The organism is Vibrio penaeicida (assembly GCF_030689305.1).
Classification (GTDB): Bacteria; Pseudomonadota; Gammaproteobacteria; order Enterobacterales; family Vibrionaceae; genus Vibrio; species Vibrio penaeicida_B.
In genome coordinates this window covers 202,267-218,730 of the sequence record NZ_JAUYVM010000011.1, presented here as the reverse complement: position 1 = coordinate 218,730, position 16,464 = coordinate 202,267, and the positions used below count along the sequence as shown (strand labels likewise).

General features: G+C 44.0%; 15 protein-coding genes and 1 tRNA gene. 8 read left to right on the top strand and 8 right to left on the bottom strand.

Annotated elements, in window-relative coordinates:
* Positions 1-114 precede the first annotated feature (114 nt).
* From Q8W40_RS18390 to lolB, 6 genes are all read right to left on the bottom strand, one after another.
* Positions 115-191 (bottom strand) — tRNA-Met (locus tag Q8W40_RS18390).
* A gap of 293 nt (positions 192-484) precedes the next feature.
* Positions 485-1,576: a redox-regulated ATPase YchF gene (gene ychF, locus Q8W40_RS18385; protein ID WP_305399249.1), complete on the bottom strand. Its 1,092-nt coding sequence runs from the start codon at positions 1,574-1,576 to the stop codon at positions 485-487.
* A 10-nt stretch (positions 1,577-1,586) separates the two neighbouring features.
* The gene (gene pth / locus Q8W40_RS18380) at positions 1,587-2,177 is read right to left on the bottom strand and encodes an aminoacyl-tRNA hydrolase (protein ID WP_305399247.1); all 591 of its coding nucleotides are present in this window, start codon (positions 2,175-2,177) and stop codon (positions 1,587-1,589) included.
* 180 nt (positions 2,178-2,357) lie between these two features.
* Complete coding sequence (locus Q8W40_RS18375) at positions 2,358-3,302, bottom strand: ribose-phosphate pyrophosphokinase (protein WP_004401505.1); 945 nt, start codon at positions 3,300-3,302, stop codon at positions 2,358-2,360.
* Between the two features lie 29 nt (positions 3,303-3,331).
* Positions 3,332-4,219 carry a 4-(cytidine 5'-diphospho)-2-C-methyl-D-erythritol kinase gene (ispE, locus tag Q8W40_RS18370; protein WP_305399240.1) on the bottom strand — a complete coding sequence of 296 codons (888 nt, stop codon included), beginning with the start codon at positions 4,217-4,219 and terminating at the stop codon, positions 3,332-3,334.
* Positions 4,201-4,848: a lipoprotein insertase outer membrane protein LolB gene (gene lolB, locus Q8W40_RS18365; protein ID WP_305399238.1), complete on the bottom strand. Its 648-nt coding sequence runs from the start codon at positions 4,846-4,848 to the stop codon at positions 4,201-4,203. The genes ispE and lolB overlap by 19 nt, the downstream gene beginning before the upstream one ends.
* A 140-nt stretch (positions 4,849-4,988) precedes the next feature.
* Here lolB and hemA point away from each other — a divergent pair, with 140 nt between their 5' ends.
* The 6 genes from hemA to kdsA all read left to right on the top strand — a co-directional run bounded on the left by hemA (position 4,989) and on the right by kdsA (position 10,362).
* The gene (gene hemA, locus Q8W40_RS18360) at positions 4,989-6,245 is read left to right on the top strand and encodes a glutamyl-tRNA reductase (RefSeq protein WP_305399237.1); all 1,257 of its coding nucleotides are present in this window, start codon (positions 4,989-4,991) and stop codon (positions 6,243-6,245) included.
* Positions 6,246-6,263: 18 nt separating this feature from the next.
* A complete protein-coding gene (gene prfA / locus Q8W40_RS18355) occupies positions 6,264-7,352 on the top strand; it encodes a peptide chain release factor 1 (protein WP_305399235.1) in 1,089 nt (362 codons plus the stop codon).
* A 35-nt stretch (positions 7,353-7,387) separates the two neighbouring features.
* Complete coding sequence (gene prmC / locus Q8W40_RS18350; RefSeq protein WP_305399270.1) at positions 7,388-8,236, top strand: peptide chain release factor N(5)-glutamine methyltransferase; 849 nt, start codon at positions 7,388-7,390, stop codon at positions 8,234-8,236.
* Positions 8,237-8,300: 64 nt separating this feature from the next.
* Positions 8,301-8,684 carry a SirB2 family protein gene (locus Q8W40_RS18345; RefSeq protein ID WP_101110735.1) on the top strand — a complete coding sequence of 128 codons (384 nt, stop codon included), beginning with the start codon at positions 8,301-8,303 and terminating at the stop codon, positions 8,682-8,684.
* A gap of 3 nt (positions 8,685-8,687) precedes the next feature.
* Positions 8,688-9,497: a SirB1 family protein gene (locus Q8W40_RS18340; RefSeq protein WP_305399233.1), complete on the top strand. Its 810-nt coding sequence runs from the start codon at positions 8,688-8,690 to the stop codon at positions 9,495-9,497.
* A gap of 13 nt (positions 9,498-9,510) precedes the next feature.
* The gene (gene kdsA / locus Q8W40_RS18335; RefSeq protein WP_305399231.1) at positions 9,511-10,362 is read left to right on the top strand and encodes a 3-deoxy-8-phosphooctulonate synthase; all 852 of its coding nucleotides are present in this window, start codon (positions 9,511-9,513) and stop codon (positions 10,360-10,362) included.
* A 91-nt stretch (positions 10,363-10,453) separates the two neighbouring features.
* On the opposite strand, the gene Q8W40_RS18330 is transcribed toward kdsA, so the two are convergent.
* Both Q8W40_RS18330 and Q8W40_RS18325 read right to left on the bottom strand, forming a co-directional pair.
* The gene (locus Q8W40_RS18330; RefSeq protein ID WP_305399229.1) at positions 10,454-11,692 is read right to left on the bottom strand and encodes a sensor histidine kinase; all 1,239 of its coding nucleotides are present in this window, start codon (positions 11,690-11,692) and stop codon (positions 10,454-10,456) included.
* A gap of 10 nt (positions 11,693-11,702) precedes the next feature.
* Entirely contained in the window at positions 11,703-12,383 is a 681-nt protein-coding gene (locus Q8W40_RS18325; protein WP_305399227.1) for a response regulator transcription factor, read from the bottom strand.
* Between the two features lie 136 nt (positions 12,384-12,519).
* On the opposite strand from Q8W40_RS18325, the gene Q8W40_RS18320 reads away from it, so the two are divergent.
* Both Q8W40_RS18320 and Q8W40_RS18315 read left to right on the top strand, forming a co-directional pair.
* Entirely contained in the window at positions 12,520-13,317 is a 798-nt protein-coding gene (locus Q8W40_RS18320; RefSeq protein WP_305399226.1) for an efflux RND transporter periplasmic adaptor subunit, read from the top strand.
* 11 nt (positions 13,318-13,328) lie between these two features.
* The gene (locus Q8W40_RS18315; RefSeq protein WP_305399224.1) at positions 13,329-16,418 is read left to right on the top strand and encodes an efflux RND transporter permease subunit; all 3,090 of its coding nucleotides are present in this window, start codon (positions 13,329-13,331) and stop codon (positions 16,416-16,418) included.
* Positions 16,419-16,464: the final 46 nt, after the last annotated feature.

Sequence of the window (16,464 nt, the reverse complement as noted above, 5' to 3'; positions counted from 1 at the left end):
AGGAGAGACTTGAACTCTCACACCTTGCGGCGCCAGAACCTAAATCTGGTGCGTCTACCAATTCCGCCACTTCCGCATTATTTCCTAAAAGCTTTCAAAAAAGCGCTTAGGAAATGGTGGCTACGACGGGATTCGAACCTGTGACCCCATCATTATGAGTGATGTGCTCTAACCAACTGAGCTACGTAGCCATTTTCAAACTTTCGATCTCTTTTATAAGTCGCCTTATTGTCGAGAACGGAGCGCATTATGCGGATATGACCCAAAACCGTCAACAGTTTTTTTTAATAAATTGCGATTTTAGAATTGTTCGCCCTTTTTTTAAGCAAAGAGACGTGTTTCTGATCTAAAAGTGTTGTGATTGCAACACGGACATAGCTTGGAGAGGCATTTAAATCGGAATTATGAGTATCGTTAAATAAAAAAAGCCAACAAATTTGTTGGCTTTTTGAACACTTTTAAGTGAAAACGTGAAGAATAACGCTTAAACGTTGAAGCGGAAGTGAACGACGTCACCATCTTTCACAATGTAGTCTTTACCTTCTAGACGCCATTTACCAGCTTCTTTTGCACCGCTTTCTCCGTTGAATTGGATGAAATCATCATATCCAACGACTTCTGCACGGATGAAACCTTTCTCAAAATCAGTGTGGATTTTACCAGCAGATTGAGGGGCTGTTGCACCAATTGGAATTGTCCATGCACGCACTTCTTTCACACCTGCGGTGAAGTAAGTTTGTAGCGTTAACAATTCGTAGCCAGAACGAATTACACGGTTCAACCCTGGTTCTTCAATGCCCATATCGGCAAGGAATTCTTCACGGTCTTCATCGTCTAGTTCCGACAGTTCTGATTCGATAGATGCACAAACAGCGACAACAACGTTGTTTTCATTCTCGGCGTACTCACGTACTGCATCCAGGTATGGGTTGTTTTCAAAACCATCTTCATTCACATTGGCAATGTACATGGTTGGCTTAAGTGTTAGGAAGTTCAAGTAGCCTACAGCTGCCAGTTCTTCTTTTGCAAGATCAACTGTACGAGCCATTCCACCTTCTGTTAGAACAGGAAGCAGTTTTTCAAGAACAGTCAGTTCAAACTTCGCGTCTTTGTCGCCGCCTTTGGCTTTCTTAGTGTTGCGGTGTATAGCGCGCTCACAAGAATCCAAATCAGCCAATGCAAGCTCTAGATTGATGACCTCAATGTCTTCAATTGGAGAAACTTTACCCGCTACGTGAACAATGTTTTCGTTCTCGAAACAGCGAACAACATGACCAATCGCATCTGTTTCACGAATGTTTGCAAGGAATTTGTTACCGAGCCCTTCACCTTTGGATGCGCCCGCAACCAAACCTGCGATGTCGACAAATTCCATTGTTGTTGGCAAGATTTTTTTCGGATTAACAATTTTCGCTAATGCGTCTAAACGCAAATCTGGAACAGGTACTACGCCTGTGTTTGGCTCGATAGTACAGAAAGGAAAGTTTGCTGCCTCGATGCCTGCTTTAGTCAGTGCGTTAAACAGAGTTGATTTACCAACATTTGGCAAACCAACGATGCCACATTTAAAACCCATGATAGTAACCTTATTCAGCTTTGAACGTGTGTAAGCGGTTTTGCGCTTTCGTAAGTCCGTCTTTTAACAAGATGTCGAGGCTGCGTACAGATTCATCTACTGCAGCATCAATGCATTCTTGCTCTTTGGCTGGTGCTTTGCCCAATACATAGCCCGCCACTTTGTCTTTATGCCCAGGATGACCGATGCCAATCCTAAGGCGATAGAAATCTTTGTTATTGCCTTGTTTACTGATGATGTCTTTTAGACCGTTATGCCCACCATGACCACCGCCTTTTTTAAATTTGGCGACACCTGGAGGCATGTCGAGTTCATCATGTGCCACCATTATTTCTTCTGGGGTAATCTGATAGAACTTTGCAAGTGCTGCGACTGCCTTACCAGACAGGTTCATATAGGTGGTTGGAATCAGTAAACGCAAATCCTGACCATCGACCAAGATACGACCCGTTAACCCGAAAAATTTAGCTTCATTTTTTAAGGTTACATTATGAACCCTCGCTAATTCTTCAACTGCCCAAGCCCCAGCATTGTGGCGGGTTCTTGCGTATTCCGGTCCGGGATTTGCCAATCCAACCAGAAGTTTAATGGTCTGACTCAAGGTTATGGTCTCTCTGCGTAATCAAAAAGCGCGATATGATAGCACACTTCAAACTTATTAATCGACAGGATGTCTACGGACATTCTACGGATAAAAAAATGCCCCGCATTGCGAGGCATCTTTTAAATTAGGGTCATTCTTAGCTCAGCCTAAATCTTGGTTGGGCTTTGAACTTAAGTCTTAGTTGAACATTGCTGAGATAGACTCTTCATTGCTGATACGACGAATCGCTTCAGCCAACATGCTAGACAGAGTAAGCTGAGTTACTTTGCCTGTTGCTGCCATCTCTTGAGGTAGTTCGATTGAGTCAGTAATAATGACTTGGTCAAGTACCGAGTTAGCAATGTTTTCAGCAGCGTTACCAGAGAACACAGCGTGAGTTGCGTAAGCGAATACACGCTTTGCGCCACGTTGTTTTAGTGCTTCTGCTGCTTTACAAAGTGTGCCACCTGTATCGATCATGTCATCAACGATCACGCAATCGCGACCTTCAACATCACCAATAAGGTTCATCACTTCTGAAACGTTAGCACGTGGGCGACGCTTGTCTACGATAGCGATATCAGTATCGTCGAGAGCCTTTGCAGTCGCACGAGCACGTACAACACCGCCAAGGTCAGGAGATACAACAACCGGATCCTCAAGACCACGAGCACGCATATCTTCAAGCAGTACTGGAGTACCGAAGATATTATCTACAGGAACATCGAAGAAGCCCTGAATTTGTTCTGCGTGAAGGTCGATAGTAAGAACGCGGTCAACACCAACGTTAGAAAGGAAATCGGCAACCACTTTAGCAGTGATTGGCACACGAGCTGAACGTACACGACGATCTTGACGAGCGTATCCGAAGTAAGGGATTACTGCTGTAATACGGCCAGCTGAAGCACGGCGCATTGCATCAATCATTACCACCAACTCCATTAGGTTGTCGTTGGTTGGTGCACAAGTAGATTGGATGATGAATACATCACTACCACGCACGTTCTCGTTGATTTGAACAGCGACTTCGCCGTCAGAGAAACGGGAAACAGTAGCGTCACCTAGGGAGATGTATAGACGATCAGCAATACGTTGGGCTAGTTCAGGTGTAGCGTTACCAGCAAATAGCTTCATATCAGGCACGGTAGAAACCTCGGGGTTGCGTCCAGTTTTTAGATAGATTGTGAGTCGGCCGATTTGTACTCGGCCAATCTTTCTTTTAGAGGCGAAAGATTTACGCCTGCAGCTACAAATGCATGTACATCATCTGAAAGCTGAGAGAGTACTGAATTTGCTTCACTTTTGCTCGAAAACTCGCCAAAAATGCAAGATCCAGTACCCGTCAATCTTGACGGCGCGTATTGTAGCAGCCATGAAAGTTGCTTATCAACCTCAGGATAGAGTATTCGGACGATTTTTTCGCAATCGTTTTCGTACTCAGTGTCAAGAAGTGTTGCCAGATCTCGTTTTGGTGTGTTTCTTGTCAATTGAGGATGAGAAAAAATGTCGGCTGTCGCGATGCTGACATTAGGGCGAACAACGAGATAGACTTTTTCTTCTGGCTCTGCTGAGTAAATTTCTTCACCAACGCCTTCTGCAAACGCGGCGTGACCTCGTACAAAAACAGGTACATCGGCACCCAAAGCCAAGCCTATTTCCGCCAGCTCATTGTCGGACAGGTTGGTTTGCCACAAATAATTCAACGCAACTAACGTTGTTGCGGCGTTTGAAGAGCCGCCACCTATTCCGCCACCCATTGGAAGAATCTTTTTTAACTCAATGTGCGCACCTAAGGGGCATCCGGTTTTTTGTTGCAGTGCACGGGCGGCCTTCCAAATTAAGTTATCTTCTAGGGCAACCCCTGTAATTTCTGGCGACAGCGTCACGTTACCGGTTGCATTGGCTTTTATGCCCAGTTCGTCGCCGTAATCGATGAACTGGAATAGCGTTTGGAGCTCATGGTAACCATTAGCTCTTTGACCCGTTATGTACAAAAATAGGTTGAGTTTTGCTGGCGAAGGCCAAGTGGTATGGGTTGGAATCATTGAGAGACTATCCATTTTGAAACGGCAATTTTTAACTTTGTTTTGTCCTGTACTAACGTCAGGCTAGACGGTAATACGAATTCATTTTGTTGGGTGTACTTATTAAAGTTTAATTCCCAAGCTTGACCATCTATCTGCTTTGTTAGGTCACTTAACGTATTTTCCTCGTTAAGTTGGTAGTAGTCCGCATCGATAGGTAAACCTTTTATCCACTCACTTAACTGATCAATCGGGATACTGAGACCTGTAAGACGCTTAATCAGAATATTGCCGCTAACATGTCGATAGGTGTCCCCTTCATGGGTGACGACGGTTGCACCATTTTCATCAATGTTAAGCAGTAAAGCTGTCTGACCAAGTGAAGTAGTTAGACGAAGTTCTTCTGAGTTATGAGTTTTTTTCCAGTAGAAATTCAGGCTCTGGCGCTTACTTTCACTGATGTAAGCCATTTTCCCTGTGAGGGCATACTCTTGGAGTGATTCTAATTGATTTTGATGTGAAACCCAGTCGACAGGTTGATTGGTCGCCTCTGGAAGAGTGGTACAAGCAGAAAGTAAAAGTGCTATTGAAGCGACAAACAATGCAGAAGAGCTTCTCAAAGAACGAACAAATTGGGTGATAGGTGAAATGAGTAGAATAGTCAATCTTTGCTCCACATAACGCTAATTCGGCGCTCACTATATCACTTAAATGACATCGTGTTTAAATCCCCCCTTTAAATAGGTGCTTCCATAAAGTAAAATTCAAGCTCTTACAGTATTTTCGGACAGAGATCTCTCACTACATGTCTTTGCTTGTCATTGGTATCAATCACAATACGGCGTCGGTCGAATTGCGAGAAAAAATCGCATTTTCTCCAGACAAGCTGACCCAAGCACTATCTGATATTGCCAATAATTCAAGTATTAACGGTGGAGTGATCCTTTCAACCTGCAATCGCACAGAAATATATTGTGACGTCAAAAATGCAGGAAAAGGTCAGATAATCGATTGGTTAACTGATTTTCATGGTATTCATTCAACCGATTTAATGCCCAGCCTGTATATCCATGAAGAACAATCTGCCATCAAGCATTTGATGAGAGTGGCTTGTGGGTTAGATTCCTTGGTGTTGGGTGAACCCCAAATTTTAGGTCAGGTTAAGCAGGCGTTTTCGGATGCTCGTGATAGTAAGGCCGTTGACGCTACAATGGAGAAGCTTTTTCAGAAAGCGTTTTCTGTTGCTAAGCGTGTTCGAACTGAAACCGAGATTGGTGGTAATGCGGTGTCTGTAGCTTACGCTGCATGCACACTAGCGAAACACATTTTCGAATCGATTGAAGAGACAACGGTATTGTTGGTCGGTGCAGGTGAAACCATAGAGTTGGTTGCCAAACACCTTGATGGTCATGGTTGTAAAAAAATGATTGTCGCGAATCGAACCCGTGAAAGAGCACAAACACTGGCGGAAGATTTTGGTGCGTCAGTGATTAGTTTGCCGGAAATACCTGAACATTTGCCAAAAGCTGATATTGTTATCAGTTCCACGGCAAGTCCTCTGCCGATCATAGGGAAAGGGATGGTAGAAACGGCTTTAAAAGCCCGCAGACATCAACCGATATTAATCGTTGATATTGCGGTGCCTAGAGATGTAGAAGCACAAGTTTCTGAACTGGACGATGCCTATTTATATACAGTGGATGATCTTCAATCCATCGTTGATAAGAATATAGAGCAAAGAAAAGTCGAAGCCATCCAAGCGGAAGCCATTGTGGCAGAAGAAAGTGCTGGGTTTATGACTTGGCTTCGTTCTCTGCAAGCGGTAGATAGTATTAGAGACTACCGCGAATCTGCAAATGGTATCCGTGAAGAGCTGCTTTCTAGAAGTTTGCAATCGCTGTCTTCGGGCGGTGATCCGGAAAAAATTCTTATCGAGCTTAGCAATAAGTTAACCAACAAGTTGATTCACGCTCCCACGCGTGCGCTGCAAAGTGCAGCAGAGCAGGGTGAACCCGCCAAATTAACTGTTATACGTCAGAGTCTCGGACTCGAAGACTCCTAAACTGATTTTAAGAACATTATGAAACCTTCTATTTTGACCAAGCTTCAAACGCTGGTAGAGCGTTATGAAGAAGTCCAGCATTTGCTTGGCGATCCAGACATCATTGGCGACCAAAACAAGTTCCGCGCCCTTTCGAAAGAATACTCTCAGTTGGAAGAAGTCACGAAATGCTTCCAATCTTATCAGCTAGCGCAAGAAGATCTTGAAGCTGCAGAAGAGATGGCGAAAGAAGACGACGCAGAAATGCGTGAAATGGCTCAAGAAGAAATCAAAGAAGCAAAAGCGTCCATTGAAAACTTAGCGGACGAGCTTCAGATTCTTTTACTGCCTAAAGATCCTAATGATGACCGTAACTGCTTCCTAGAAATCCGAGCGGGTGCAGGTGGCGATGAAGCGGGAATTTTTGCGGGTGATTTGTTCCGCATGTACAGCAAATATGCCGAGAAACGTGGTTGGCGAGTTGAAGTTGTGAACTCCAATGAATCGGAACACGGCGGTTACAAAGAGATGATCGCGAAAGTGGTTGGTGAAGGGGTTTATGGCGTATTGAAATTTGAATCTGGTGGTCACCGTGTTCAGCGCGTACCAGAAACAGAATCTCAAGGTCGCGTACACACTTCAGCTTGTACTGTTGCCATTATGGCGGAGATCCCAGAAGCGGAAATTCCAGAAATCAAAGCATCGGATCTGAAAATCGATACCTTCCGAGCTTCGGGTGCGGGTGGTCAGCACGTTAACACCACTGACTCAGCCATCCGAATTACTCACTTGCCTACGGGTACAGTGGTTGAGTGTCAAGATGAGCGCTCACAGCATAAGAATAAAGCGAAAGCGATGTCGGTTCTTGCTGCGCGAATTACCCAAGCTGAAGAAGCCAAGCGAGCTGAAGAAGTGTCAACAACTCGACGCAATCTATTAGGTTCTGGCGACCGAAGTGATCGAATTCGCACCTACAATTACCCTCAAGGTCGTGTTTCTGACCATCGTATCAATCTAACGGTGTACCGTTTGAACGAGGTGATGGAAGGTGATCTACAAAGCTTGGTTGATCCTGTGATTCAAGAGCATCAAGCGGATCAACTAGCGGCATTGGCAGATCAAAACTAACAGCATGTTGAACGCTAATGACAAGTGAGCTAGGTATGCCTGCAAGTATTGAAGCCACTTTAAAAGCGGCAATAGAACAATTGATAGCCAGCGGCAGCGATTCGCCGTCGCTGGACGCTGCTGTATTGCTTTGCCACGCACTGGATAAACCGAGAAGCTACCTGCTGACTTGGCCCGAGCGAGCATTGACGAGCGAACAGGACACAACGTTTCTCTCTCTATTAGAAAGACGTTTGACCGGAGAACCCGTAGCCTACATTGTAGGTGAAAGAGAATTCTGGTCGTTGCCGTTAAAGGTGTCGCCATCAACATTGATACCTCGACCCGACACTGAGCGCTTAGTTGAACTGGCGTTGGATAAGATGTCTGATGCCACGGGAGAAGTGCTTGATTTGGGAACTGGGACGGGTGCCATTGCATTGGCGATAGCCAGTGAATTGCCCTCGGTACAGGTCACGGGAGTAGACATTCGCGTTGAAGCCCAAAAACTGGCGACAGAGAACGCAACGCGTTTAACTATCCGAAATACTTCATTTTTACAAGGAAGTTGGTTTTCCCCTATTAGTGAGGGAACGAAATTTGCTTGTATCGTAAGTAATCCACCCTATATTGACGCTTGCGATCCACACCTTGAGAAAGGTGATGTTCGATTTGAGCCAATGAGTGCTCTTGTTGCAGAAGAGAAAGGAATGGCGGACCTGAGCTACATAGCTGATAACGCACGTTCTTATCTTTCTGAAGACGGTTGGCTTTTAATGGAGCATGGCTTTGAGCAAGGCTTGCTAGTACGAGATGTTTTAACGTCACTAGGGTATGTCGATGTAGTGACAGAACAAGATTACACCGGAAACGACAGAGTTACATTGGGTCGCTTTCGATCTTGATAAAGGGCGATATTGTCCTTATTGATGAGCAATGTACTGAGTACATATAAAAAAGATAATTATTATGTATATAGCGCTAAAACATTTCCACATGCTTACGATAGCAATCAGTGTATTACTGTTTGTTCTTCGGTACGCATTGATGGTGGCTAAATCGCCAGTATTAGAAAATAAATTTCTCAAAATATCACCTCATATTAACGACACACTTTTGCTGTTGTCTGGTGTGGGATTGGTTGCAATCACGGGCTTTGTACCGTTTACACCAGCAGGGCTTTGGTTAACTGAAAAGATAACTTGTGTGCTGGCTTACATTGCCCTTGGATTTTTTGCATTAAAATTAGGTAAGAACCAATTGTTACGAGCGTTTGCCTTTTTTGGTGCGCTAGGATGGTTGGCTATGGCAGGGAAACTTGCTGTTACGAAAGTACCGGTATTTTTAGGTTAAATCATGTTTGATCTGTTCGACGAAGACTTAGACGACATGACATTGGTTGAAGGGGCTTTGGCGCTAAATGAGGCGATTGATCCTGATACGAATGTACATTGGGCGAATGCAGAGCTTGAGCGTCTGTTAAAAGAAGCCGAGCTAGAATTGAGCCACGAAGTGAATGAGCAAGCAAGGTTTGAGGCTTTCTTGCGCCTTTTTTATTGCCAGTGGCAATTTAAAGGCGACAGTGAAGCTTATTTTGCTAGTGAAAACGCTTTTATGGACAAAGTGCTCGAGCGACGCAAAGGTATCCCTGTTAGCTTGGGTTCGCTTTTGCTCTACTTTGGCCAAAAGTTGGGCTTTCCTGTAGAAGGGGTGACCTTTCCAACTCAGTTTCTTGTCAAGGTGATGTGGTCTGATGAAACAGCGGCATACATCAACCCATTCAATGGGGAGTACGTGAGTGCGCAAACACTGCGTGCATGGCTAATTGGTCATGATGGACCATTGGCTAAATTGAAGCCAGAGCATTTGGCTTCAGCGGACAATCCGACTGTTATTGGGCGTTGGCTAGCGTTAATTAAATCTGCGATGTTGCGTGAAGAGCGATACACTTTAGCGCTGAATTGCACGGATTTAGCATTGATGTTTGTTCCTGATGACCCTTATGAAATCCGTGATCGTGGGTTTATATATCAGCAACTCGATTGCCACCAAATTGCAGCAACGGATTATCAATTTTTTATTGATCAATGCCCTGACGATCCGGGTGCAGAACTCCTTAAAGCTCAGGTGAGTACCATGAGCGAAACTCAAATTACTATTCATTAGGCGAGACCTTCATATGGAACAGAAAACCGTCAAAATTGGCGAACTGGATGTCGCTAACGACAAGCCATTTACACTTTTTGCGGGCATGAATGTCCTTGAATCACGAGATCTTGCTATGCAGATCTGTGAACATTACGTAAAGGTGACAGAGAAGCTGGGTATCCCTTATGTATTCAAAGCGTCTTTTGATAAAGCAAACCGCTCCTCAATCAATTCATACCGTGGTCCTGGTATGGAGGAAGGTTTAAAAATTTTCCAAGAGTTGAAAGAGACTTTTGGTGTCAAAATCATTACCGATATCCACACAGAAGCACAGGCACAACCCGTTTCTGAAGTCGTGGATGTTATCCAACTTCCTGCTTTCTTGGCGCGTCAAACCGATTTGGTTGAAGCAATGGCCAAGACAGGCGCTGTTATTAACGTGAAAAAGCCTCAATTTATGAGCCCAGCTCAGGTGGGGAACATCGTTGATAAGTTTGCGGAATGTGGTAACGAACAAATCATTTTATGTGAGCGCGGTGCTTGCCACGGTTACGATAACCTTGTGGTAGACATGCTTGGCTTTGGGGTGATGAAGAAGGCTTCTAATGGTAGCCCTATCATCTTTGATGTAACCCATGCTCTGCAAATGCGTGATCCATCTGGAGCTGCTTCTGGTGGACGCCGTGAGCAAACAGTAGAACTTGCAAAATCGGGTCTAGCAACTGGCATTGCAGGTTTGTTTATTGAAGCGCACCCTAATCCAGAGAAAGCACTGTGTGATGGTCCATCTGCGTTGCCTCTTGATAAGTTGGAACCTTTCTTAGCTCAGATGAAATCTTTGGATGATTTGATTAAAAGCTTCGAACCTATTGAGATTAACTAGGCTGGCTGGTATCAGATAAATATCAGCATAGTCGTACTAGCTACTTGAAGTAAAAAACGGGCTTTTAGAGCCCGTTTTTTTATGACTTAAGTTATTCAGTGTGCCGCTTTAATTCCGCTACGCAGCCGCCTTGTGGATGGTTGGCGATAGAAAATGACCACTGATAGCTTTCACAAAGGCGACGCACAATCAAAAGCCCTAAGCCATGTTCTGATATGGTTTTACCTTCTAATCCACTACCTGTATCTTGAACTCGAATTGTCTCTGCTTGAATTAAAACACCAATTTTGCCTTTGTCTGTGTGCCTGATGGAATTGTCTAACAGGTTTTTCAAAATCATCGATAGCACTGTAGGGGGAAGGTTAGTTTGCGTATTTGGGTCTAAATCCAGATCAAATTGAATGTCAGGGTGAGCCCGCTGGTAACTGACAATATCAATGGCATCTAATTGAACTGAATAGGGTTGGGCTACATTACCTACGTTTTCTTGCTTAACGATATTGAGCAGTACTTCCACCGTTGCTTGCATTTGTTTTGCGGCACTGAGAATGCGTACTCGCTGTTTCTCATGAAAATCTGGTTCTTGCTTCATGCCTTGTAAATTAGCAGCACCAAGGATGATGGCAATTGGGGTTTTAAGTTCATGGCTGGCGTACTTCGCAAACATCATCTCTTGCTTGGCTATTCTTTCTTTCATGTCAGAAAATTGGTTAAGCCTTTCTGTTAAGTGTTGCAGTTCAACAATGGCATCGTTTTCGACTTGAAATTTATGAGTGCCTTCTAACGTTAGTTGCGTGCTTAGTTGGGATACCGGGCTCATGATCATACTGAATACCCGTTTCAGTGAGAATCGAAGCACTAGGATAAGGCAGCTGGTAAATGCCATAGAAATCAAAATGATGAAATCCCAGGACTCATCACCAAAATCTTTTGCACTGGCATCAATGGTCAGATACAAAGCAGTATCTTTGCCATTGCTATCAAGAAATCTTGTATAGAAAACAAAATAGCCTTCATTAAAGAAGTTACGCTTATTGCTGACTTCATTGATAGGGAAAGGGCTCAGTTTTTTAACGTTGTCTGGAAGCGTATCTGCATCGTAATACGCGGTAATAAATGGGCTAACTTTTTCAAATGGTAAGTCTGAATTTAGGTAACGCTCTATCGCAATATTTTTGAACGATTGAAGGTGGATTGCGGTATTTCGATCTTCGCTGATGACTAGGTACAGGGCAAACGAAAGATAAATAAGCGCAGCTAAACTGAATGCTATCAAGCTATAAAATCGCAGTAAGTCCCGCTTTACATCGTTGATTGAACGGCTTTTCATTTTCTAGTCTCTACTTTTCTAACCGAAGACCAATTTTAGGTACGGTAATGAGTATTGAGCGCTCAAACGGCTTATCCACGATGTTCCTTAGTAGGTATAGGTGGCTTCTGAGTACGTCGTTGTCGGGGATATCTTCCCCCCAAATCTCATGAATTAGGCTTTCACGTGTGACTATATCTGGGGCGGCTTTGACGAGTTTGACCAAAATTTGGTACATAACGGGAGTGAGAGAGAGCAGGGTACCTGCACGGTAAGCTTGATGAGAAGACTGCTCAATGATGATGTCTCCATATTCCAATCTACTTTTGGCCACGTCGCCACGATAACGTTTTATTAAAGCACTTAGCCTGACTTCGAGTTCATCAAAATCGAAGGGCTTGGTAATAAAATCGTCTATGCCGCTTTGATAACCACGCAATAAATCTTCTTTGCTATTTAAAGCGGTAAGCATTAACACGGGTAATGTCTTACCATTACGTCGCAGCTGATTCATCACTTGAATGCCATCTTTCTTAGGCATCATGACATCCAAAATGACTGCATCGAAATCGTATTGGTGAATAAGCGCAAGACCTTCTTCTCCATCGCTAGCGAAATCTACCTCAGCGCCTTTCATTTCAAGAAAATCTGCCAGTATGCCTTGCAGTTCAATGTTGTCTTCAACTACCAGTAATTTCTTGCTTTTCAACATACTATCTCACCCTCTTTTCAAGGCATTTAGTTTAGCAGCTTGCTGTCGAATTTTTGTCGAATTATCCGCCTCCATTTTCACAAAACTTCGACATGACTATCTGCAAACTAATGTTATTAACTCGAAGAGGCACGTTATGAATATTCATAGATCATTTTCTGTTATCGCTCTTTTAGGGGCTCTCCCATTTTACACTCAAGCGGTTCAACTTTTAGGACAAGCACAGGTTATTGAACCTATCAATGTTGTGGCTGAAGTCAGTGGTGTTCTGGATCAAGTTGAAGGGGATGTCGGGGAGGCGGTATCCAAAGGAATGAAACTCGCTGCTATCCAAACATTCGACTACGAATTGGCGGTGCGTCAACAAATGGCAAACCTTGAATTGGCGAAATCGGATTTAACCATTAAGCAGTCATTATATGAGCGATACCGCGCGTTGAAACAAAAGAACAGCTTATCTCAAAATGAATTAGATGTTGCCAAAGCCGATTTTGATGCCTCTAAGGCAAGCCTAGATTTGGCAAATTTAAACCTTGATGAAGCAAAGAGAAACCTCAACGAAACACAGGTCCAATCTGAAATACGAGGGATTATTACTCAGCGTAAGGTCAATAAAGGCGCATGGGTCGAAAGAGGTGAGTTGCTGTACCAAATCGTCAACATTGATCAGATAAACGTACGATTTCTTGCAAGCCAATACGACCTGCAATCGCTCTCTGTCGGTATGCCTATAACACTCTGGAGTGAAAGGGCGGTGAATCAAAAAATCAACGCTCAGATTACGCGCATTGGTGTGCAGCCAGATGAGAATACTCAAACTTATCCCGTTTTTGTGACGATCAAGAACACCGCACATGTCTATAAGCCAGGTATGACAGTGTATGGCTCTACTGAGCGCCTTGAGTCTTCAGAATTATTCAAGAAACCAGAATAATAAGGTCAGTCATGAATTCTATTATTAGCTATTTTGCTTCTCGACCAATGGTCGCGAGAGTGTTAACCATTATGGTTCTGTTGGTGGGTATTGGCTCCGCCAGTATTGTTAAGCTTCAGGAGTTACCTGATGTAGCTTTTGCTGAGGTAAGTATAACAACACAATACCCAGGGGCGTCTGCACAAGATGTTGAGTTGAACATCACTAATCGAATCGAGAAAGAGTTGAGAACGGTGCAAGGCGTTCGAAAATTTACTTCTTCATCCGTTGAAGGGACATCGCTTATTACTCTAGAACTCGATGACAGTGGTAAGGATTTGAGTAAGGTTGTGAACGATATCCAACAAGCGGTGGATCGCACCAGCGGGTTGCCTAAAGACATTTCCAATCCGCCTCTGGTGGAGCAAGACAGCACTTCCTCTTTTGAAGTACTTCGATTCGGCGTAGTAACAGATAGGCCATATCACGAGTTACAGCCTTATGTCAGAAGTTTAGAAAAACATCTTCGTACTCTTCCGGGTATTGGCTCCATTAGTATGACCAGCTTTAGAGAACGTGAATTTTGGATTGAGATAGATCCGATAAAAGCCGACAGGTACAAACTGAGCTTTGAACAAGTGATTGCCGCTGTGAAAAATCGGAATTTATCTCAGTCTGGTGGAGTCGTGGAGTCTTGGAACAGTGAGCAGCGCATCGTAACGCTTACGCAAATTCAATCTGTACAGGAGTTGGAGCAGACTATTGTGGCTACATTACCTGCTGGCGAGATTGTTCGGGTAAAAGATGTCGCCAACGTTAAAGATGATTTCGAAAGAAGCACGCAAACCAGCGTGATCAATGGTCAAGAAGGTGTTTTGTTTGCCGTAACCAAGAGTGCGCATGCCGATATCCGTTCGACGATATCCAATGTCTTATCACATTTAGAGAAAGAACAAATCCGAACTGATGGAGCGTTTCAGTTCCCTGTCGCGCTAAACTTGGCTGACGATATGGCCACTAAGTTTTCTATCGTATCTGTTAATGGTGGCATCGGACTGGTTCTGGTGCTCATAGTACTAAGCCTGTTGTTAAGGCGTCAGGTAGCATTTTGGGTGTCTGTTTCCATCCCATTTTGTGTTCTTGGGGTTGTCGTCATGCTGCCTGCCTTTGGTATGAACTTAGACAGCATTACGTTAGCAGCAATGTTGCTGGTGATCGGTATCATAGTCGACGATTCAGTCATTGTTGCTGAGAGCATATACAGCGAAAAACAGAAAGGAAAAAGCGGGTTTAAAGCCGCTGTATCGGGCACTCAGAAAGTCATTAAGCCCATTATTGCGAGCTTAACCACGACGGCACTGGTTTTTATCCCTATGTTCTTTATTCCGGGGACTCTGGGTAAAGCGGTTGTCGTTATCCCTATTACGGTTATAACTGCGCTTATATTTTCATTGGCTGAATGCACCTTTACTTTGCCTGCGCATTTGTCGTCTGCTTTGGATAAAAATGATTTCAACAAAAACGAGAAAGACACATTTAATGCGGTTATATCTAAGTACCAACAAGCGTTGATATATAGCCTTTCTCATAAAAAAGTGGTCCTAGGTTTAGCGCTGATTGCGTTAGCTGGCGGGAGTTTCTTGGTGACAACGATGAAGTTGGATTTCTTTCCTTCTCAAGCCGCAAAATACATTGAGGTCTATACTGAAGTTGCCCCAGGAACGCCTAGCGATAAGGTGCGTGAAAGTCATCTAGCGCTAGAGAAAGCCATTCAAAACTTGCCTGCAACGGAACTGAAAAGCTATCAACTTACCTTTGGATCACCTGTGAGCTCAGGTCAGATTAATTTGACTGACTTTGAAAACAGAGAGAGAACTGCGAATGAAATCAGTGATGCGCTTCAACTTGCCGTTTCCAACGACAGCCATCTGAGATTTGTAAAATTCAAAGTTGATGCGGGCGGACCGCCTCCCGGGGAGCCTGTTGAAATTCGAATCATAGGTAATAACCATGAAGAAAGAGATCGCGCGGTTAAGCTTGTCCAAGACTGGATGGATCAGCATCAAGGATTAGGAAGTGTCGTAAACAGTGAAGGTTTGAAAGACATCCAATTGAAAATAGTACCTCAACACGAGTGGCTAGCAAGATACGATCTAACGGTCGCTGATTTGGCGAGGGCGTTACGAATTGCCTTCGACGGTGAACAAGTCACATCGACTTGGTTAGGCGATGAGGAAGTAAACCTTCGAGTGATTTTGATTAAAGAGTATCGAAATCTAGAAAAACTCAGCACAACAAAAATTTATACTTCGGCAGGTGAACAAGTGCCATTAACCCGTTTAGCCAGTGTTGTTCAGGTACAAGCACCAAGAGAGATCCTTCATTATAATGGCGACAGGCAAGTCGTGGTTACAGCACAAATCATCGACGAAAACTTAACGCCTGACGCGATTTCCTCAAGTATTTCTGAAGCATTGTCGGAAAAAGTTGGGGCATCAATAAAGTTAGATATTGGGGGAGAAGCGGAATCTACCGGTGAAACTTTTGATGGGATCTTGATTGCGTTTCCAGCGGCGCTCTTAGGTATTTATTTTGTCTTGGTTATCATGTTTGGTTCGATGCTCCAACCATTGTTGGTCATGTCGGTTATACCGTTTGCATTGGTTGCGTCTCTTATGGCGTTGCTGGTTCATTTTCAAGATATCTCGCTCTTTGCGTTAATAGGAGCATTGGGAATGATGGGGGTTGTAGTGAACAACACCTTAGTTCTGATAAATCAGATTAACGTGCTGCGTAACCAAGGGTATTCAAGTCGAGAGGCGGTGCTTGAAGGCGCGAGTAGCCGACTAAGACCGATATTACTTACGTCAATCACGACGGTTGCTGGTCTTATCCCGCTTGCATACGGGCTCGGTGGAACAGACGTTTATATGGGGCCAATGTCGTTAACATTGGGGTATGGGTTACTGTTTTCCCTTCCTGTTGTTTTGTTTGTTGTACCTTGTTTGTATATGGCATGTTTTGGTAGAAAACAGCTATTGGATGCAAAGAAGCCATCGTATGCAAAGGATCCATCGGACGCAAAGCAGCTTCTAGATGTCGAGAAAATAACATCGCAGTAATCCCCAAACGATGAGACATAGAAAAAACGGGCTTTTAAAGCCCGTT